The 19,180-nt window shown below is 43.6% G+C and carries 15 protein-coding genes; 6 read left to right on the top strand and 9 right to left on the bottom strand.

Going from position 1 to position 19,180, the window contains the following annotated elements; genetic code table 11:
- Window positions 1-49: 49 nt before the first annotated feature.
- Complete coding sequence (gene torD, locus DPF90_RS14920) at window positions 50-697, bottom strand: molecular chaperone TorD (protein WP_114787130.1); 648 nt, start codon at window positions 695-697, stop codon at window positions 50-52.
- Between the two features lie 198 nt (window positions 698-895).
- Here torD and torR point away from each other — a divergent pair, with 198 nt between their 5' ends.
- Window positions 896-1,597: a two-component system response regulator TorR gene (gene torR / locus DPF90_RS14925; protein ID WP_114787131.1), complete on the top strand. Its 702-nt coding sequence runs from the start codon at window positions 896-898 to the stop codon at window positions 1,595-1,597.
- 41 nt (window positions 1,598-1,638) lie between these two features.
- Here the strand turns inward: torR and elyC are convergent, their stop codons facing one another.
- A complete protein-coding gene (gene elyC / locus DPF90_RS14930; protein ID WP_114787132.1) occupies window positions 1,639-2,457 on the bottom strand; it encodes an envelope biogenesis factor ElyC in 819 nt (272 codons plus the stop codon).
- Window positions 2,458-2,571: 114 nt separating this feature from the next.
- Between elyC and cmoM the strand changes: the two genes are divergently transcribed.
- Genes cmoM through mukB form a run of 4 tightly spaced genes read left to right on the top strand, consistent with a single transcriptional unit; the run spans window position 2,572 to window position 9,853 of the window.
- The gene (gene cmoM, locus DPF90_RS14935) at window positions 2,572-3,366 is read left to right on the top strand and encodes a tRNA uridine 5-oxyacetic acid(34) methyltransferase CmoM (RefSeq protein WP_114787133.1); all 795 of its coding nucleotides are present in this window, start codon (window positions 2,572-2,574) and stop codon (window positions 3,364-3,366) included.
- Window positions 3,359-4,699, top strand: a complete 1,341-nt coding sequence (gene mukF / locus DPF90_RS14940; RefSeq protein WP_114787134.1) for a chromosome partition protein MukF — start codon at window positions 3,359-3,361, stop codon at window positions 4,697-4,699. The genes cmoM and mukF overlap by 8 nt, the downstream gene beginning before the upstream one ends.
- On the top strand, window positions 4,680-5,402 hold the full coding sequence (gene mukE / locus DPF90_RS14945; protein WP_114787135.1) for a chromosome partition protein MukE: 723 nt from the start codon (window positions 4,680-4,682) through the stop codon (window positions 5,400-5,402). The genes mukF and mukE overlap by 20 nt, the downstream gene beginning before the upstream one ends.
- Window positions 5,399-9,853, top strand: coding sequence for a chromosome partition protein MukB (gene mukB / locus DPF90_RS14950; RefSeq protein ID WP_114787136.1), 4,455 nt, complete (start codon window positions 5,399-5,401; stop codon window positions 9,851-9,853). The genes mukE and mukB overlap by 4 nt, the downstream gene beginning before the upstream one ends.
- 63 nt (window positions 9,854-9,916) lie before the next feature.
- Here mukB and DPF90_RS14955 read toward each other — a convergent pair whose 3' ends face one another.
- The 6 genes from DPF90_RS14955 to DPF90_RS14980 all read right to left on the bottom strand — a co-directional run bounded on the left by DPF90_RS14955 (window position 9,917) and on the right by DPF90_RS14980 (window position 16,209).
- Window positions 9,917-10,897 carry an alpha-L-glutamate ligase-like protein gene (locus DPF90_RS14955; protein ID WP_114787137.1) on the bottom strand — a complete coding sequence of 327 codons (981 nt, stop codon included), beginning with the start codon at window positions 10,895-10,897 and terminating at the stop codon, window positions 9,917-9,919.
- 3 nt (window positions 10,898-10,900) lie between these two features.
- Window positions 10,901-12,406: an inactive transglutaminase family protein gene (locus DPF90_RS14960; RefSeq protein WP_114787138.1), complete on the bottom strand. Its 1,506-nt coding sequence runs from the start codon at window positions 12,404-12,406 to the stop codon at window positions 10,901-10,903.
- An 8-nt stretch (window positions 12,407-12,414) separates the two neighbouring features.
- Window positions 12,415-13,161 (bottom strand): putative ATP-dependent zinc protease, encoded by a 747-nt coding sequence (locus DPF90_RS14965; RefSeq protein WP_114787139.1) that lies wholly within the window; start codon window positions 13,159-13,161, stop codon window positions 12,415-12,417.
- Between the two features lie 212 nt (window positions 13,162-13,373).
- Window positions 13,374-14,348 (bottom strand): tRNA 5-methoxyuridine(34)/uridine 5-oxyacetic acid(34) synthase CmoB, encoded by a 975-nt coding sequence (cmoB, locus tag DPF90_RS14970; RefSeq protein ID WP_114787140.1) that lies wholly within the window; start codon window positions 14,346-14,348, stop codon window positions 13,374-13,376.
- A 65-nt stretch (window positions 14,349-14,413) separates the two neighbouring features.
- The gene (cmoA, locus tag DPF90_RS14975; protein WP_114787141.1) at window positions 14,414-15,151 is read right to left on the bottom strand and encodes a carboxy-S-adenosyl-L-methionine synthase CmoA; all 738 of its coding nucleotides are present in this window, start codon (window positions 15,149-15,151) and stop codon (window positions 14,414-14,416) included.
- Window positions 15,152-15,342: 191 nt separating this feature from the next.
- A complete protein-coding gene (locus tag DPF90_RS14980; RefSeq protein WP_114787142.1) occupies window positions 15,343-16,209 on the bottom strand; it encodes a DUF72 domain-containing protein in 867 nt (288 codons plus the stop codon).
- A 262-nt stretch (window positions 16,210-16,471) separates the two neighbouring features.
- Between DPF90_RS14980 and aspS the strand changes: the two genes are divergently transcribed.
- Window positions 16,472-18,250 (top strand): aspartate--tRNA ligase, encoded by a 1,779-nt coding sequence (gene aspS / locus DPF90_RS14985; RefSeq protein ID WP_114787143.1) that lies wholly within the window; start codon window positions 16,472-16,474, stop codon window positions 18,248-18,250.
- A gap of 61 nt (window positions 18,251-18,311) precedes the next feature.
- On the opposite strand, the gene DPF90_RS14990 is transcribed toward aspS, so the two are convergent.
- The gene (locus DPF90_RS14990) at window positions 18,312-19,004 is read right to left on the bottom strand and encodes a pseudouridine synthase (protein WP_114787144.1); all 693 of its coding nucleotides are present in this window, start codon (window positions 19,002-19,004) and stop codon (window positions 18,312-18,314) included.
- Between the last annotated feature and the right edge of the window lie 176 nt (window positions 19,005-19,180).

The following is a 19,180-nucleotide window of genomic DNA, read 5'->3' on the forward strand; positions in this document are numbered from 1 at the left end:
AACAAAAACCTAAATCCTAGTAGGCTTTCCATCACATATTTGTGTCTAATTACTCACATTTTAGATATGAGTAATCCTGTTTGATAAACGCAAGCGTGACTTCTGTCACTGACGCATAAAAGCCGAAGTTATCCAGTTTCTGACACTTATCGACAAATAATGGGATCCAAGAGAGAAGGTGGGTTTCAATAAATTGTAATTGTTCTTGCATCGAAGTTTCCATCTCCTTTGGCTGCATTGGTTTGTTGGAGCAAATGATTAGGTGACCGAGAAAGTCTAATTCTACAGCAATGTGATCAGCTGGCTCATTAAGGTTTTTATTCACCTCTATTTGATACTGGTACATTAAGTTTTCCATTTCTGTGGCAGGTTGGCCATTGAGCAGTCCTGAATCGCCAATATAAATAGATGCGTAGGGTAGGGCAGAATCTTTATCAGATTTAAGAAATATATTACAAAAGTCAGCCGCTAGTTCGAGTTGGGCATTGTCCCTGCCAAGCACACGATTAAGCGCATCTATTAGTTTGTTTATATATGGCCTTAATTGCTCATTCTGCCCAAGTGCTGTTAGGAAGGAGCGAACATGGGGGGAATGGTACTCTTCAAGAATCTCAGCAGAAAGTTCTTTGGCGAACAAACTTGATAACCACCAATAGATTTCGGCGCGTTTCTCATTTAAGGATTTGAGGTCGTCCATTAGATAATATTCTCCACAGCTATGTAAGCTATCTGTGATAAAACTTAGGTTACCCATAAAATATCAGTTCGATGTAATTTAGGTTGTTTCAAATCAAAAAAAGAGTGCATATGCAGTTATAACCGACACAAATACTAGAATTATGACAGCTTATGAATAGAATACGAGTCAATAGGTTAGGCGTATGTAGTGGTGTAAATGGGTTATCACGTATTAATTGTCGAAGATGACGCAGTGACTCGTAGTAAATTGGTTGGCTATTTTCAGCATGAAGGTTATCAAGTACTTGAAGCTGAAAATGGTGAAGAGATGCGCGAATTAATAAGAAGCAGCAGTATTGACTTAGTGCTACTGGATATTAATCTGCCAGGTGAAGATGGACTTTTGCTGACTCGTGAACTTAGAAGCCAGTCAGATATAGGGATCATTTTAGTGACTGGGCGTACTGAGAACATAGATAAGATCGTTGGCCTGGAAATGGGAGCTGATGACTATGTGACCAAACCCTTTGAATTGAGAGAGTTAGTAGTTCGAGTCAAAAATTTACTCTGGCGCATAGGCTCTGCTCGCCAAGCTAAACCGGCTGCAAGCGCTAATAAGTTAGTTCGTTTTGCGCACTGGACATTCGATATACCAAGGCGTTCTCTAACAAAAGAAGGTAAGCCTGTGAAACTGACTAAGGCAGAGTATGAGTTGTTGGTGGCGCTATCTTCTTATCCCAATCAGGTACTGAGTCGTGAGAAAATTCTTAATATGATCAGCCACAGGGTTGCAGCACCTAATGACCGCACGATAGACGTTCTCATTAGACGGATGAGAGCCAAAATGGAATGTGATCCCAAAAACCCTCAGCTATTCGTTACAGTTCATGGTGAAGGTTATATGTTCGCAGGAGAATAAAATAAAGAGTATACCGAGACATGCTCGGTATACAAAGAATGTTAGGCGTCGCCATCAGATACAGGGTTATCAGATGCTATTCCTGCCTTGTGGTCATTGTTTGAAGCCCAGTCGCGCAGAGTTTGCCATATCAATCCGAGCGTTTCATGCCAGTAAATTTCAGTTTGTTCGAGGTAAACTGCTTTGGGCGAATATTTGGCCCAGACTTGTTCTACATTGCGTTGAGCGAGATAGTTAGTTGGTGCTGGATAGGGCTTTAATCCTGCAGAGTAAAACTCATTTAGCGCTCTTCTCATATGACTCGCTGATGTCACAATAACGAGCTTTTTCCGTTTTACAAATGCTGCGGCTTGCCGAGCCTCTTCCCACGTATCTCTCGCTGTTTCCAACAGAATAATATCGGATTTGGCAACGCCTAAGGCTAGCGCTACTTTTGCCATCATCCTAGCGTTGCTGACATCAGATCCACCAGCATACCCAGATAAAATCAATTTTGAACCGGGATACATTCTCATCACTCTTATGCCTTCGGAAAGTCGCATTAGGCCAGTTCGGCTGAGTTCGGAAGTCGGGGGAATCTTATCGTCTACCACATGCCCACTACCAAGAACCATAACGTAATCTATCGTGTCATCTACTGGAAAGAATGCGGTATATTGACGTTCTAGGGGGAGAAGAAGCCTTGATGCAATAGGCTGAAAAGAGATCAGAAAAATACCGACAAAGGAAAAGAGAACGACAAAACACCCAGTTTTTTGCTTTCGAGTAAACATAATGAGTGTCAGGCCTACAATCCCGATCATCAGCATGAGTGGTAAAGGCATTAACAGTGATGACACCACTTTTTTAAGCTCAAACATACTTAAATAGTCCGAAAAAACACCAATTGGTTTTAATTTAAGAGAATCTTTCTTTATATCTGCTTTCTATGTGACAAAATAGCAGAATGACACGACATAATAACTTAACCTACCGTGACTGAAGATCGCAATTTCGACGACATCGCGCACAAGTTTGCAAAAAATATCTACGGGTCCGATAAAGGTGAAATACGCCAAGTGATTGTTTGGGAAGAACTTGAACAATTACTTTCCGACATTAATGGTAGCAGGAAAAGTCTCTCTGTGCTCGATGCTGGTGGAGGATTAGCGCAAATTTCTCAAAAGCTAGCTAAACTCGGACATCGAATTACTTTGTGTGATATATCTTCGGAAATGCTGCAATTAGCTCGCCAGGAGATTGAAAAAAACGGATTGCTTAAGCAGTATCGTTTGGTTCATTCCCCCGTGCAGAGCATAGGAAAGCATCTCCAAGAATCTGTTGATGTATTGATGTTCCATGCTGTGATGGAATGGTTAGTCGATCCACAAGCAGCTCTACAATACTTGCTGAATAAAGTAAAACCTGGTGGCGCTGCATCCATCATGTTCTATAACCATCACGGGTTGGTTTATAAGAATGTTGTGTGCGGTAATATCCCACATGTATTGGATGGTATGCCGCATCGAAAGAGGTTTAAATTGCAGCCACAGAGAGGACTCAAACCAGAGGAAGTGTATCAATGGATAGAGACGTCTGGTTTTGAGATTTGTGGTAAAGCCGGTATCCGATGTTTTAGTGATTACATTGGAAACAGGGAATACATGGGTGATTTCCAACCACAAGACGTAGTGGCGCTTGAAAGAAAGTTATGTCGTCAGGAACCTTATCTATCAATGGGTCGCTACATACACGTATGGGCAAAAAAGAACAGGAATGATAATGGGTGAGATACTTGCCAATACTGCTGCTGAACAGCCAATTGATGAACTTGTCGGGTGGGTAAAGCAGCACGACTTTTCATTAAACTTGACGACCGAGCGTTTAGCTTTCCTGATTGCAGTCGCTGTGTTGAGTAATGAAAGGTTTGACGAAGAGTTGGGTGAAGGCGAATTGCATGATGCTTTTGCCATTGTCACTCGTTTGTTTGAATCCACAGGTGAAGCGACCGCATTTAGAGCCAACAATGCGATTAATGACATGGTAAAGCAGAGGTTAATAAGTCGCTTTACTAGCGAAATTAACGATGGTGCCAGTATTTATCGACTCTCACCATTGGCGGTTGGAGTGACTGACTACTATCTTCGCCATCGAGAGTTTTCTAAGTTGCGTCTTTCAATTCAGCTATCCTTGGTTGCTGATGAAATGTCAAAGGCGATTGAAGCAGCACAGAAAGGTGGAACGCCTGCTCATTGGAAGAAGAATGTATTTGGTGTCTTGAAATATTCTGTCGGTGAAATTTTTGATCAAATTGATCTCAACCAGCGAGTGATGGATGAGCAGCAGCAGGCAGTCAAAATTCAAATTGCTGAGCTGCTTAACAAAGATTGGCGCGAAGCCATCAATAATTGCGAAGCTTTACTTTCTGAAACCTCAAACACTCTGCGCGAGCTCCAAGACACCCTACAAGCGGCCAGTGATGAATTGCAAACTCAGATCTTAGACATTCAAGAGATTGTTTATGGGCAAGAATCGTTGCAGTTTATTGAAGAGGCGTTATTTGTATTACAAATGAAACTGGACCGGATAACCAGTTGGGGGCAGCAGGCGATTGACTTATGGATCGGCTACGACAGGCACGTGCACAAGTTTATCAGGACTGCGATTGATATGGATAAAAATCGTGCTTTCAGCACGCGTTTGCGTCAGTCAATCAAAGATTATGATGAGTCTCCTTGGTTTCTTACTTACGCCGATGCAGAAAGGTTGGTTGACCTTAGGGACGAAGCCCTAGTGTTGAGAGATGATGAAGTTACAGGTCAAGTTCCTTTGGAAGTGGAATATGAAGAATATCAAAAAGTAAATAATGAATTGTCTGAACGCATCAGTAGCATGCTAAAAATCCACAAAGAGCAGGGAACACCAATCCACTTAGGTGTCGTATTGAAAGATTACCTAGCCCAACACCCCAGAACCCACCATTTTGATTTAGCACGTATTGTCATTGACCAAGCAGTACGCCTCGGCTATTCCGAGTCCGATTATCAGGCGATTCAGCCTGATTGGCACGCGATCAACCAATACGGTGCAAAGGTACAAGCAAATGTCATCGACAGATACTAATGATTACATGCCAGAGAAACTGGCCAAAGCGATTTCAAATCCCTTATTTCCAATGCTAGATAGCTTATTGCGCTCTGGCAGACACATATCAACCGATGACCTCGACAATCACGCCCTGTTGTCTGATTTTGAAGTTGAATTATCTTCGTTCTACCAGCGTTACAACACTGAGCTTATCAAAGCACCTGAAGGTTTTTTCTATCTTCGTCCTCGCTCTACTTCTCTTATCAATAGAAGCGTCTTGTCTGAGTTAGATATGTTGGTTGGTAAGGTGTTGTGTTTCTTATACCTAAGCCCTGAGCGATTGGCTCATGAGGGTATTTTTACTAACCAAGAGCTTTATGAAGAGTTATTAGCCCTATCTGATGAGAAGAAACTCATGAAGCTAGTGACCAACAGAGCGACAGGCTCAGATTTAGATAAAGAGAAGCTGTTTGACAAGGTACGAACATCTCTTCGTCGCCTAAGGCGCCTTGGCATGATCATCAATATCGGTGAAACGGGCAAATTTAGTATTAGTGAATCTGTTTTTCGCTTTGGCGCTGATGTCCGTGTCGGTGATGATATTCGCGAGGCTCAACTGCGTTTGATTCGAGATGGTGAAGCCGTGGTCCATACCAAAGAACCAAGTCAAGTGAGTTTATTGACAGAAAAAAATGAAGAGTCTTATCAGTTAGACAATGTAGAAGAAGGTGACGCATGATTGAAAGAGGTAAATATCGATCTCTGACCATGGTCAATTGGAACGGCTTTTTTGCCAGAACATTTGATATCGACGGTTTGGTAACCACTTTGTCAGGTGGTAATGGTGCGGGTAAATCAACCACAATGGCTGCTTTTATTACCGCACTCATTCCGGATCAAACCTTACTGCATTTTCGCAACACAACAGAAGCAGGCAGTAGTCAATCTTCTCGAGATAAGGGGTTGTATGGTAAATTGCAGCCTGGCGCCTGCTACGCTGCTTTGGATGTAGTCAACTCACGTAATCAACGTTTGCTTTTTGCTGTTAAGTTGCAGCAAGTAGCTGGCCGAGATAAGAAAGTTGATATCAAACCTTTTGTGATTCAAGGATTACCTAGTCACGTCAAGCCAACCGATATCTTGATTGAAAGTGTTTCCGATACCCAAGCTCGGGTGCGTCAAATTAATGAGATCAAGCAATGTATCACTGACTATGAGGGGGTGCAGCTTAAAGTATTTAACTCGATTGTCGACTATCACGCTCAGATGTTCGAGTTTGGTGTGATCCCCAAAAAATTGCGCAACTCCGGCGATCGTTCGAAATTTTATCGATTGATTGAAGCGTCACTCTATGGTGGTATTTCTAGTGCAATTACACGCTCGCTGCGTGACTACTTGTTACCTCAAAATGGCGGGGTTAAAAAAGCCTTCCAAGATATGGAGTCGGCACTGCGAGAAAATCGCATGACACTTGAGGCTATCAAAACAACGCAAGCTGACCGAGATTTATTTAAACACCTCATTACTGAGTCGACTAACTATGTTGCTGCTGACTATATGCGCCATGCTAATGAACGTCGCAGCAAATTAGAACAAACTCTCTCATTTCGAGCCGAGCTGTTCGGCTCTCGAGAAACTTTGGTTGAACAAAACAATTTACTCAACCGAGTTCAACAAGAGCTTGAGCTTTTAATTGAGACGGAATCGGGCTTAGAGCAAGATTATCAGGCGGCTTCTGATCATCTGCAATTGGTACAAAATGCTCTTCGTCAGCAAGAAAAAATTGAACGCTATCAAGAGGACTTGCTAGAGCTCAGTGAGCGCCTTGAAGAGCAGATGATGGTGGTGGAAGAGGCTCAAGAACGTGTTCTCATCATCGAAGAGCAGGCTTCCATTGCTGAAGAAGAAGTGGATAGCTTAAAAACTCAGCTTGCCGATTATCAACAAGCACTAGATGTTCAGCAAACACGAGCGCTTCAATATCAGCAAGCGGTTCAAGCGTTAGAAAAAGCTAAGTTGTTACTTGGGGATGATGTACTTACCGCCGACAGCGCTCAAGCTGTTGTCTCTCACCTTAAAGAGCAAGAATCTGAGAACACCACCTCCTTACTTGCTGTCAAACACAAGCTCGATATGTCATCGGCTGCGGTTGAGCAATTTGAATTAGCTTTGCAACTGGTTAGAAAAATTTTGGGTGCTGGCGTAGAACGTAAAGAGGCTTCTACGCTTTCTAAGCAGCTCATCAATCAAGCTAGAGATGCGGAGCAAATCATTGGTAACGAAAAGCAGTGGTACGCGCAGCATCGCGACTTGGAGCGTCGTCTCAGTCAGCAACAACAGGCTAAGGAAGCGCTTGATACCTATCATAAACAGTACCATATCCAATTGACGGACGAATCCAGACTCGAACAAGAGCGTGAGGCAAAGTTGGCGCACGTCGAGTCTTTGGAACTTGAGTTGGAAACGTTGCGTGAGAGTCGAACTGACAAACGTCGTAGTGAGCAAGATCTGTCGGCTGAGATCAAACGTTTAGAAGAGATTGCTCCTCCTTGGATCGCAGCTCATGATGCTTTAGAAAGTCTTAAAGAGCAAAGTGGCGCGGACCTATACGATAAGCAAGCGGTTATGTCGCATATGCAAATCGTTTTGGAGCAAGAAAAGCGGCAGACATTAGAGAAAGAAAAACTAGGTGAGCGTCGAGTTCAACTGGACAATGAGATTGAAAGGCTTGCATCGCCAGGTGGATCAAATGATCCGCGTTTGAAAGGGCTAGCGGACACACTAGGCGGTGTATTGTTATCAGAAATCTATGATGATATCACCATTGATGATGCGCCCTATTTTAGTGCCATGTATGGCCCTTCGCGACATGCGATTGTTGTTTCAGATCTGACTGATATTGAAACAAAACTTGTTGAACTTGATGACTGCCCTGAAGACCTTTATATCATTGAAGGTGACATTGATGCCTTTGATGATAGCTCGTTTGATGCAGAAGAGTTACAAGGTGCAGTTTGTGTTCGTATGAACGATCGACAAATGCGCTATTCGCGTCTGCCGGAGATTCCGTTGTTTGGCAGAGCAGCCCGAGAGCAGCGCTTGGAAATATTGCGTGATGAACGAGAGGAAGTCGTTGAGCAACATGCCAAAGCCGCATTCGATTCACAGAAATTGCAGCGTCTATATCAAACGTTTAACCAATTTGTCGCACAGCATATTCAGGTAGCCTTTGAATCTGATCCAGAACAAGCTTTGGCTGCAGTTCGCGATAAGCGCAACCAAATTGTACGAGATTTGACAGACTTAGATGCGAAGGTTCAACAAAATAGCGCCAAGCTAGTCTCGAGCAAACAAGCGCTTACTTTGCTTGATAAATTAGCACCCGTCATGGTGTTAATTGAAGATGAATCATTGGCATCACGTTTTGAAGACCTTGAAGAAAAAATGGCTCAATTGGCCGACGCCAAGAGCTTTTTAACCAGTCATGCCAAGTCGATCGACCAACTGCAAAAAGTCGCTTCTGCTCTTGAGGTCGATCCGGAAGAATTTGAAGCCCTTGAAGCGGAGTACCAAGCGCAAGATTCTCAGTTACAGGAGCTCAAAAAGCGTATTTTCGCCGTATCTGATCTTGTTGAGCGTCGTCATCATTTTGCCTACTCGGACTCCATCGAATTACTCGATAGAAGTAGTGAATTAAGCGAACAACTTAAAACTAAGCTTGTTCAAGCAGAGCGGCAACGCACGCGTGCTCGTGATGAGTTGAAGCAGTCACAGGGTCAAATGAACCAATACCACCAGGTTCTGGCATCATTAAAGAGTTCTCATCAAGCGAAACAAGAAACGGTACACGAGTTTAAGCAAGAGCTTCAAGAGTTTGGTGTTCACGCTGACGAAGGTGCTAAAGAGCGGGCGATTCGTCGTCGTGACGAGTTGCAAGAACGTATGCACACCTCACGCAGCCGCAAAACTGAACTAGAAAAAACGATCACATCAACTGAATTAGAAATGAAGGGGCTAGCAAAGCGCCTTAAAAAAGTTCAAAAGGACTATGTTGAGTTTCGAACTTTCGTTGTGGCAGCCAAGGCTGGTTGGTGCTCCGTATTGCGCTTAGCTCGTGAAAATGACGTAGAACGTCGATTACATAAGCGTGAACTGGCCTATTTGTCGGCAGATGAGCTTCGTTCTATGTCGGACAAATCACTTGGTGCTTTGCGCCTTGCCGTTGCCGATAATGATGACCTACGCGATGCCCTTCGTCTGTCAGAAGACAATGCCCGTCCAGAGCGTAAAGTGCTTTTTTACATTGCTGTTTATCAACATTTGCGAGAGCGAATTCGCCAAGACATTATTCGTACGGACGATCCAGTTGAAGCGATTGAAGAGATGGAAGTTGAATTAGCTAGGTTAACCGAAGAGCTCACTCAGCGTGAAAACCGCTTGGCGATTAGCTCTGAATCGGTCGCCAGTATTATTAAGAAAACCATTCAGCGGGAGCAAAACCGTATTCGTATGCTCAACCAAGGGCTATCGAACATCGCGTTTGGACAAGTTAAAGGTGTGCGCCTGAACGTCAAAATTCGCGAGAGTCATGAAGTTTTACTCAATGGGTTAGCGTTGCAACAAGAGCAACACAAGGATCTGTTTGAAACGAATCGACATACATTTTCTGAGGCAATGGCAAAGCTATTCCAGCGCGTTAACCCTCATGTTGATATGGGACAACGTAGCCCGCAAGTATTAGGCGAGGAACTGCTAGATTACCGCAATTATCTAGAATTGAGTGTTGAAGTTTGCCGTAGTTCTGATGGTTGGTTACAAGCTGAATCGGGTGCTCTTTCTACTGGTGAAGCAATAGGCACGGGCCAATCTATCTTGCTTATGGTTGTTCAAAGTTGGGAAGAAGAATCGAGACGTCTGCGGAGCAAAGATATTGTGCCATGTCGTTTACTATTTTTGGATGAAGCAGCGCGTTTGGACGCTAAATCTATCTCCACGTTATTTGAACTGTGTGATCGCTTGGATATGCAGCTGCTTATTGCTGCCCCAGAAAATATCAGTCCGGAAAAAGGGACGACCTATAAATTGGTTCGTAAGGTGTTTAAAGATCACGAGCATGTTCATGTCGTTGGTTTACGAGGTTTCGCTCAACCTGAACAGGGAGAAGAAACTGAAGAAGCGCTCATTGAGTAACGGTTATACCCGAGTCAAACAAAGCTGCTCAGTAGAGCAGCTTTTTTTCGTTTATAAACTTAGCTAGAACTGTGCGGATGAACCAAATTGTTTCGCTGCGTAGGCAACTCTTTCGCTAGCATCTGGGTAGACTCTCGGTGCTCCCAAGTTTTCTATATGATGTAAGCGAGGCAGTAGACCGGCACCATTTGCAATTTGAATAGCGAGCCCAGGCCGAGCATTGAGTTCCAGAACCATGGGGCCTTCTTCTTTATCAAGTACCATGTCTGTCCCCATATAACCCAGTCCAGTCATCTCCCAAGCACTGGATGCAAGGGTTAATAAACGCTCCCAATGTGGCACCTGTAACGTCGAGAGATCTTTGTTTGTATCTGGGTGGTGAGTGATAGGATGATCGAATTGAACAGCTCTAATCGCTTTGCCTGTGGCAATATCAATACCTACACCTACGGCACCTTGGTGAAGGTTTGCTTTGCCATCAGATGCTGCGGTCGAACACCTCATCATAGCCATCACTGGGTAGCCTTTAAATACGATGATACGAACATCGGGCACACCTTCGTAGCTAAAGCCACTAAAACAGTCATCGAATTTAATCAGGTTTTCAACAACGGCAACATCGTTTTTCCCCCCAAGTGAGAATAGGCCAGCTAATGCGTTGCTTACATGCCTTTCAACATCTTGTTTGTTGATCGATGCGCCAGAGGGCTTAGTATAGGCTCCATTTTGGTGAGATGTGACTACTAAGATACCCTTACCACCACTTCCCTGAGCTGGTTTAATAACAAAACCAGGCCAATCTTTAACCATGTTGTGGATGTTCTTAACTTCCGCTTGATGGCTGATAACACCGATCAGCTCAGGTGTAGTAGCCCCATGCTGCTGAGCAATAATCTTAGTCTTAAGTTTGTCATCGACCAAAGGGTATTTAGAGCGATCGTTGTACCGACCTATATAGCTATGGTTGCGTTGGTTCATACCCATAATACCATTGGAGCGTAATTTATTAGGTGACGTAAACTGCGAAGTTAATCGTGACAGCATAGTTTAGTCCTCCGCTAATGGTTTAAAGCGCCTTAGCTCGGTTAGGCGATACCCTGTGTATGTTCCAAGTAGCAAGATACCGGCTAATACAATCAGCTGAAGACCAATAAAGTTAAACGTCAGATGCTGAATGTATGAATTGGTCATAGCAAGGTAAACAAGCGTCGCAGTGGCAAGCGAACCACCACCTTGAAGAATCACTTCCTTAGCGCCTTCTTCTTCCCATAGAATCGACATACGTTCAATGGTCCACGAAAGAATAATCATCGGGAAGAAAGTAATCGAGAGACCTTCGGTTAAGCCGATCTTAAACGCCACAACCGTGAATACGGAAATAATCATGATTACGGTGATAATAACGGCAGATATTCTGGCGACGAGTAATAAGTTTAGCCTAGAGAGGTAGCTGCGGATAATCAACCCTGTACCCACGATCAATAAAAATCCGACGATTCCTGTTAGCAATTGGGTTTGTACGAAAGCGACTGCTATCAGCACAGGCATGAAAGTTCCTGATGTTTTTAGTCCAATAATCACGCGCAGGAATACCACAATGAGTGCGCCAATAGGAATAAGCATGATGGTCTTAAACATAGCTTGTTCTTCAAGTGGTAAACTGTGAATGGAGAAGTTAAGCAGGCCATCCGCTTCGACTTTATTTAGTGTCGCTTGCTTGGGTGAGACATCTTGAGCAATCATCGAAAAATGAACCTGACTATTTTGCCCACCGACGATATCTAGGAGCGATACGTTTGACTCATCCCAGACTAATATATTGTCATCAATGGCTTGGGTAGCATTTTGGGGATTAAATAGGACCCATTCACTGCCATCCCAGACTTGGTTCATCAGCTCAATAGTTTGACGGCGGCGGCCGTCCTCTAATTCGATAACACCAACAATTTTGCTCGGAACTTTGGCATAGGCGAGAACTTTATCAACGGCTGACACCTTGTCCATTTTATTAAGCAGTAGTCCTGCATTTTGACTGTCTGAATCGTTGAGGATTTTAATCAGTTCTCTGGTGAAAGTAACATCGTCCGCTGAACTCTTATTGGCTCGCTCTATAATGGATATAGCGGCAGCTTCGGTAGGTCCATCAAAGGTTGGTGAAATGATTTTCGTTGTAGGTGCTTGTGTTTTTACTTTTGCTTGAGGGTCAACAAGAAATTGGGCTTTATAATATATCGTTTGGGCTCCAGCAGCCTGTCGGATTGACCATTCAGCGCGGCGCCCTGACTCAGACTTTATGTAGGATACACCATAACCAGAAGATGAAGAGGATTCGTTGATCAAAGTAAAGCCATTTTGTGTGTGAGGAATGGCTAACGAGGCTTTAACGGGTTTAGATTGAGCGTTAAATTCAACACGAGCTTCTATATCCCAGATCTGGCGAGTTTCACCGGGAGTCCAAGGGACACCATATGTTTGGTGACGAAACATACTCAGAGCAATACCTGCCACTATGAGTAAGGCGACAGATATATAAAAGGGGACTTTAGACGTCATAAGCTACCTTATTTTTTTTGTTCAAGTTCCGTTTGAATGTATTTTTTACTTACATCCACCACTGCAATGTCTCGGATGAAATCTCGACCTAGCAACACAGGATGGATCATTTGGGAGCGATCTGCCAAAGTAAACTGTGTCTTTTCGTGAATCTTGCCCAATCTAACCCACAATTCAACCACAGGACGCCGTTCTAGTTGACAATTTGTCGCCTGACGTATCTTTGCATAACGAATAATGGGGGCTTCAATCCAATTGTTATCATCCAATGGTGTTATACCATCGGAGAGATGAAAGCGTATCCAATTTTTACCATTACGTTCAAACTCTTCGACATCGACAGCATTCAGAGATGATGTTTCTGAACCAGTGTCGATACGAGCATCAAATTTCTGCTCTACAGAGCCGATGATAACTTTTTCAATTTCACCGAGCATCAATGCTTGGGTCGAATGAGCTTGGGTCTTTGTAGACGCTGACGGTATGTTGTCTACTCGTGGTTTGCCTGCATCGATTAGCGTTTGTTGTCTGAGTTTTCGAACTTCAGAGCTAAGTGAGTCAACTTTTGCTGTTAGAGTGGAAATTTGATTATCTTTATCAGACATCTGCGCATGTATTTGGTCAAATCTTTGCGCGGAATTGGTTTCGGAAGCTTGGATCGCAGCCAAGGTTTCTTGATGATATTGTTCACTGTTAGTAAGAGTACAACCGGAAACAAGTGTTATAGCAATTACCGGAGCCAATTTGGTTAACATTAAAAATCCTAATAATAGGTTAAAGTGTTCTGATTAGTTTAAAGATTAAAACTGCCAATACTCGCAGAGTGAAACTACCATGGTTTCACTGCAATGAGTTGTTTTCTTTCCTATATGAAAGAGTTGTATTCATCAGAAGATTCTAAATCTTTTCAATCTTTAGATTAAGGGGGAGACAGACTCGAAAGGTTAAGAGTCTGTCAAAAATTGTCTTAGTGAGGTTTTTTCGCGACAAGAGTAGCGCGACGAGGAGCAGGATGACCTTCTATGGTTCTACTTGGATCCTTGGGATCAAGATAATCAGGTAGCGAATTGTGCGTCATCCATGAGGTAGTGCGTTGCTCATCGGTCGTTGTAATATTTTCTTCGGCGATAGTCACACTTTCAAAGCCGACCTGTTCCAACCAAACTTTGAGAGCTTTTGCTGAGGGAAAAAAGTATACATTACGCATTTGTGCGTATCGATCTGTTGGGACGAGCACAGAGGTTTCATCGCCTTCAATAACCAGAGTTTCAAGTACCAACTCTCCTCCGGCAACAAGTTGGTCCTTGAGCTGAATGAGGTGATCAAGCGGTGAGCGACGGTGATATAGAACACCCATGCTAAACACAGTGTCGAAGGCCTCTAGTTTGGGGAGCTGCTCGATTCCAAGTGGCAAAAGGTGGGCGCCCTGATGATCCCCCATGAGTTTACGTACCGCCTCAAATTGTACAAGGAACAAATGGGAAGGATCGATTCCTACGCATAGGCGGGCGCCTTCTCCTAGCATTCGCCACATATGATAGCCGTTACCGCAGCCTACATCGAGAACGTTGCGATCTTTCAGGGGTGAGATATGAGGTAGAACCCGGTCCCACTTCCAGTCGCTTCGCCATTCTGTATCAATATGAATACCATGTAGGTGATACGGACCTTTACGCCATGGATGGAAAGTGCGCAATAGATTTTCTAGCTTCTTAACCTCACCCGATTCCAAAGGCGTATCGTTGGACAGGGTGACTGAATTTTTTATATCGATTTGGTCAGGAGAACCAACAGGGATTTTATTAAGGGCTTTGAGCCAGCGACCAAAATCACCATGTTCTGAATTTTGCCAATCTGTAAGCTGCTGTGGCAAGACATTAAGCCATGGCTGAAGGCGAGTATCGGTTGCAATTAACTTATAAAAATTGGCAAAGTTAAACATAATATTTCACTGATAATAGAGTTGAGAATGTTTGTGTAAATGTAAGGAGTAAGTGCAATGTTTGACTATTTTATCGCAAACATTGAACCAAAATTAAAGCACTGAAACCAAACATCGAAGCTACTAAAGCCAATCTTTGCGAAACGCTCTTTATGTGCGTTTTTGGAGTCAGGGCGCATGATGTTTTCTATCGCACTGCGCTTTTGGCTAATTTCGAGTTCGCTGTAGCCATTGGCACGTTTAAAATCGTGATGTAAGTCGACAAGGAGCTCATTGGATACGGTATCTTCAAAGACAAATTTCTCTGAGATAATCAAAATTCCGCCGGGACGCAAACCCTTGTATATGTTCTCCAGTAGCGCATAGCGATCGTCAGCTGATAAAAACTGCAGCGTAAAGTTAAGTACGACTACTGAGGCATTATCGATTTCAATATCTCGAATATCGGCTTCTATGACATTTACGGGAGTATCACTGCGGTAAGCGTTGAGGTGGAGTTTGCAGCGCTCAACCATAGCTGAAGAGTTATCGACCGCAATAATTTGGCATCCTTCTTGGGTGATGTTTCGACGCATGGATAGCGTCGCTGCACCCAGTGAGCACCCTAAATCATAAATATTGGAATAAGGTTTAACAAAGCGCTCTGCTAACATGCCGATTGCTGAGATAATATTGCTATAGCCGGGGACAGAGCGCTGAATCATATCGGGGAATACTTCTGCGACACGTTCATCAAAGGTAAAATCCCCAATTTTATCGATTGGTGTCGAAAAGATAGTATCAGGATTACTCTTAGGGTTCATAACAGCTTCTCTCAACTAAAGGCTTATCAGCCTCACAGTCCTACAGATTTAAAAAACGGCACATTTTATGTGAATTTTCGTCTCCTGTCATGTTTCAAGCGTTGTACCTCATGACTAGCTGACTTTCACACAAGCTAGATTATTGTCGAGATAAGCCATTATTGACTAACAAGAGTGCATTGAGTCTGCAGCTAAAACATTTGTATCTGTTTGTTTTCTTTATAGGCAGGGAAACAATTAAGGTCTGGCAGTGTTACTTTCTCCTGTAGCTGTCGATAAAGATTTGCGGCCAACTCAGGCGCAACGATATTATCTGCTGTGTGGATCATCAAATAAGGTTGTCTGCCTTGATTTACCCAGTCTGTAAGTTTGGATAGCCAAGGGACAAAAAAATCATAATTACTGCTTTCTAATGGGTGACCGATAAACCTCACCATAGGATTGCTGGCTGTAGCCAGTGCGTGAACCGGAACCTTAGGTTTTTTCTTTTGTGCATCGATAATGGCGTCGTTATCAGGTTTTGCGGCAAATACAGGTCGACTGTCCATTATAATTCGATCGTATTTTTGTTCCACTAGCCAAGCGTTGAGTGAGCGTTCCGCATCGCCTTTCAAGAAAAAAGCCGGATGCCTGACTTCTATGCCAATGGGAAACTCTTTAGGAAATTGGGCACAAAATTGTTTAAGTTGGCTCAAATTTTCGGGGCCAAAGGCCGCTGGCAACTGAATTGTCCATTGTCCTATTCGATGATGTAATGGTTCCATGATGGATATAAAATCGCGCAATTCCTCTTTGCAACCGCGCAACATCTGCTGATGTGTGATGTTTTTGGGTAACTTAAAGGTAAAGCGGAACTCGTCATGTGTTGATGCGTGCCAGTTACGGATTGTTGATGTATTGGGTGTCGCATAAAATGTGGTGTTACCTTCTACCGTATGAAAGACGCTGGCGTATTTTTCTAATCGCTCATTGGGCTTTGTGCCACTGCCGTAAAAAGTTTGCTGCCAATTATTATGAGACCACATAGTGAGTCCGAGTCTGACTGGATAAGCATTCATATCTATATTTCGAATAATGATTGATGAGAATTTTGCCGAATCACCCTGAATAAGGCTATAATCAGCGCCAATTTTTCGTATTGCTATTGTTTTAGCCCTCTATTGGCGCAAAAAGCACCAATAGATGATAAATCGCAATAAGTTGTGCGTTGAGTAGTCGATTTTCAGACACTTTCAGCGTATAAATGGAGCTTTGCACTATCGGTAAAGTTATCACCGATGGGTAGTAATTAACATACTAAAAGAGATTGGGAAATTCATTATGCGTACCCATTACTGTGGTCACTTGAACAAGTCCCTCGCAGGACAAACTGTAGAACTTTGCGGTTGGGTTAATCGTCGCCGCGATTTAGGTGGACTAATTTTCATTGATATGCGAGATCGTGAAGGCATTGTTCAGGTAGTGGTGGATCCAGATATGGCAGATGCGTATGAAGTGGCCAATACACTTCGTAATGAGTTCTGTATCAAGCTTACCGGTGAAGTTCGAGTCCGTCCGGATAGTCAGGTCAACAAAGACATGGCGACCGGGGAAGTCGAAGTTATTGCTAAAGGTTTAGACATTATAAACCGCGCCGATGTTCTTCCTTTAGACTTCAATCAGAAAAATACAGAAGAGCAACGCCTTAAGTACCGTTACTTAGACTTACGTCGTCCAGAAATGAGTGACCGTATTAAGCTGCGAGCAAAAGCGTCTAGCTTCGTGCGTCGATTCTTAGATGAAAATGGTTTTCTTGACATTGAGACACCAGTACTCACCAAAGCGACCCCTGAAGGTGCTCGTGACTATTTAGTTCCAAGTCGTGTTCATAAAGGTAGCTTTTACGCGCTACCTCAATCTCCGCAGCTTTTTAAACAGTTGCTAATGATGTCTGGTTTTGATCGTTATTATCAGATTGTTAAGTGTTTCCGCGATGAAGACTTGCGTGCTGATCGTCAGCCAGAGTTTACTCAGATCGATATTGAAACCTCATTTATGACGGCAGATGAGGTCAGAGCCACCACAGAGAAAATGGTTCGTGATATGTGGCAAGAGCTGCTTGATGTTGATTTGGGTGATTTCCCAGTAATGCCTTTTGCTGAAGCAATGCGCCGCTTTGGTTCAGATAAGCCTGATTTGCGTAACCCACTAGAGCTAGTTGACGTTGCTGACCTAGTTAAAGATGTTGAATTCAAAGTTTTCTCTGGTCCAGCTAATGATGAGAAAGGCCGTGTTGCTGTTATTCGAGTTCCAGGTGGTGCTTCGTTAACTCGTAAGCAAATCGATGGTTATGGTGAGTTCGTTGGAATCTATGGTGCCAAAGGCCTAGCGTGGATGAAGGTGAATGATCGCGCTGGAGGTATGGATGGAATTCAGTCACCTGTTGCTAAATTCTTGAACCAAGAAGTAATTGAAGGCATCTTAGATCGCACCCAAGCTCAATCTGGCGATATTATTTTGTTTGGTGCAGACAAAGCGAACACGGTATCGGAAGCAATGGGAGCTCTTCGTCTCAAGTTGGGTAAAGACCTAGAGCTTACCGATGAATCGGCGTGGGCACCACTATGGGTTGTGGACTTCCCAATGTTTGAGGAAGACGATGAAGGTAACCTCCATGCCATGCATCACCCATTCACGTCACCGCTGGGCGTTAATGCTCAAGAACTGAAAGCGAACCCAGCATCAGCCAATTCTAATGCCTATGATATGGTGATTAACGGCTATGAAGTGGGTGGTGGCTCTGTACGTATTCATAACGCTGAAATGCAGGCGGCAGTCTTTGATATTTTGGGTATTGAAGCTGAAGAGCAGCAGCAGAAGTTTGGTTTCTTACTGGATGCGCTTAAGTTTGGTACTCCGCCACATGCAGGTTTAGCTTTTGGCCTTGACCGCTTAGTCATGCTTTTGTGCGGAACTGAGAACATCCGCGATGTGATTGCTTTTCCAAAGACAACGGCGGCAGCTTGTTTGTTGACGGATGCGCCAAGTCTGGCTAACCCTGCTGCATTGGAAGAGCTAGCGATTGCAGTGACGGTTGCAAAAGAGAAAAACGACGCTTAGTCAATATATTCCAATAGTTTTTACTGTCCCAAAGAAAAAGGCGCTTCGATGAAGCGCCTTTTTATATACTTACCTTTTTCCATTCCCCAGGCTTTAGATCGCCAAGGCTAAATTCTCCCATTGAATAGCGAATAAGACGTAAAGTAGGGTGTCCAATATGGGCTGTCATTCTTCTTACTTGGCGATTACGACCTTCAATTATGGTGATCGCTAGCCATGTCGTTGGGATATTGGCCCGAAAACGAACTGGAGGATTACGAGGCCAAACATCGGGCTGCGGGATGACTTCTATCTGTGCGGGAAGTGTCATTCCGTCTTTTAGTTCGACGCCTTTACGCAGTTTGTCTAAGTCTTTTTCTTCTGGTTCGCCATCCACTTGTACCCAATAGGTTTTGGTAGATTTTGATTTCGGTTGGGTAAGCTTGGCTTGCAGTATGCCATCATTTGTTAGCACCATTAGTCCTTCACTGTCACGATCTAATCGACCCGCTGCGTATACCTCTTTGACTGAGATATAGTCGGCCAGCGTCTTTCGGCCTTGACCATCAGTAAACTGGCTAAGAGTGTCAAAAGGCTTGTTAAAGAGAATAATAGTGCGGTTTTTAGGTGTAACTGGCTGAGTATTGCGTTTGGCTTTATTCTTGGCAGGGGCTGAACGGGATTTGTTTTGCCAGTCTCTCTTTGAGTGTTTAAAACCTGATTTACTAGGGTGACGATTGGTTTTAGAAGACTCACGTTGAGAGCGTGATGACATGTTAACTACCTTGCAAAATTGTGAATGAAGTGTGGGTGAAAATTTTAAACTTAGCTGTTTTAAGCTATCATGTGCGCGCCCGAAGACAGGATTGAAACCGCAAAACGATAGACTATCGTACCAATTTTGTTTAATTATAACGTATTGTTCTCACGGATCTTACGCTAAAACTAGAC

The sequence above is a fragment of the Vibrio tetraodonis genome, assembly GCF_003350295.1.
GTDB lineage: Bacteria > Pseudomonadota > Gammaproteobacteria > Enterobacterales > Vibrionaceae > Vibrio > Vibrio tetraodonis.

Excerpts from the sequence above, each read along its gene's own strand:
- torD (WP_114787130.1), bottom strand. The coding sequence starts at position 697 with ATGGACGACCTCAAATCCTTAAATGAGAAACGCGCCGAAATCTATTGG.
- torR (WP_114787131.1), top strand. The coding sequence starts at position 896 with ATGGGTTATCACGTATTAATTGTCGAAGATGACGCAGTGACTCGTAGT.
- elyC (WP_114787132.1), bottom strand. The coding sequence starts at position 2,457 with ATGTTTGAGCTTAAAAAAGTGGTGTCATCACTGTTAATGCCTTTACCA.
- mukF (WP_114787134.1), top strand. The coding sequence starts at position 3,359 with ATGGGTGAGATACTTGCCAATACTGCTGCTGAACAGCCAATTGATGAA.
- mukE (WP_114787135.1), top strand. The coding sequence starts at position 4,680 with ATGTCATCGACAGATACTAATGATTACATGCCAGAGAAACTGGCCAAA.
- mukB (WP_114787136.1), top strand. The coding sequence starts at position 5,399 with ATGATTGAAAGAGGTAAATATCGATCTCTGACCATGGTCAATTGGAAC.
- DPF90_RS14955 (WP_114787137.1), bottom strand. The coding sequence starts at position 10,897 with ATGCTGTCACGATTAACTTCGCAGTTTACGTCACCTAATAAATTACGC.
- DPF90_RS14960 (WP_114787138.1), bottom strand. The coding sequence starts at position 12,406 with ATGACGTCTAAAGTCCCCTTTTATATATCTGTCGCCTTACTCATAGTG.
- DPF90_RS14965 (WP_114787139.1), bottom strand. The coding sequence starts at position 13,161 with ATGTTAACCAAATTGGCTCCGGTAATTGCTATAACACTTGTTTCCGGT.
- cmoB (WP_114787140.1), bottom strand. The coding sequence starts at position 14,348 with ATGTTTAACTTTGCCAATTTTTATAAGTTAATTGCAACCGATACTCGC.
- cmoA (WP_114787141.1), bottom strand. The coding sequence starts at position 15,151 with ATGAACCCTAAGAGTAATCCTGATACTATCTTTTCGACACCAATCGAT.
- DPF90_RS14980 (WP_114787142.1), bottom strand. The coding sequence starts at position 16,209 with ATGAATGCTTATCCAGTCAGACTCGGACTCACTATGTGGTCTCATAAT.
- aspS (WP_114787143.1), top strand. The coding sequence starts at position 16,472 with ATGCGTACCCATTACTGTGGTCACTTGAACAAGTCCCTCGCAGGACAA.
- DPF90_RS14990 (WP_114787144.1), bottom strand. The coding sequence starts at position 19,004 with ATGTCATCACGCTCTCAACGTGAGTCTTCTAAAACCAATCGTCACCCT.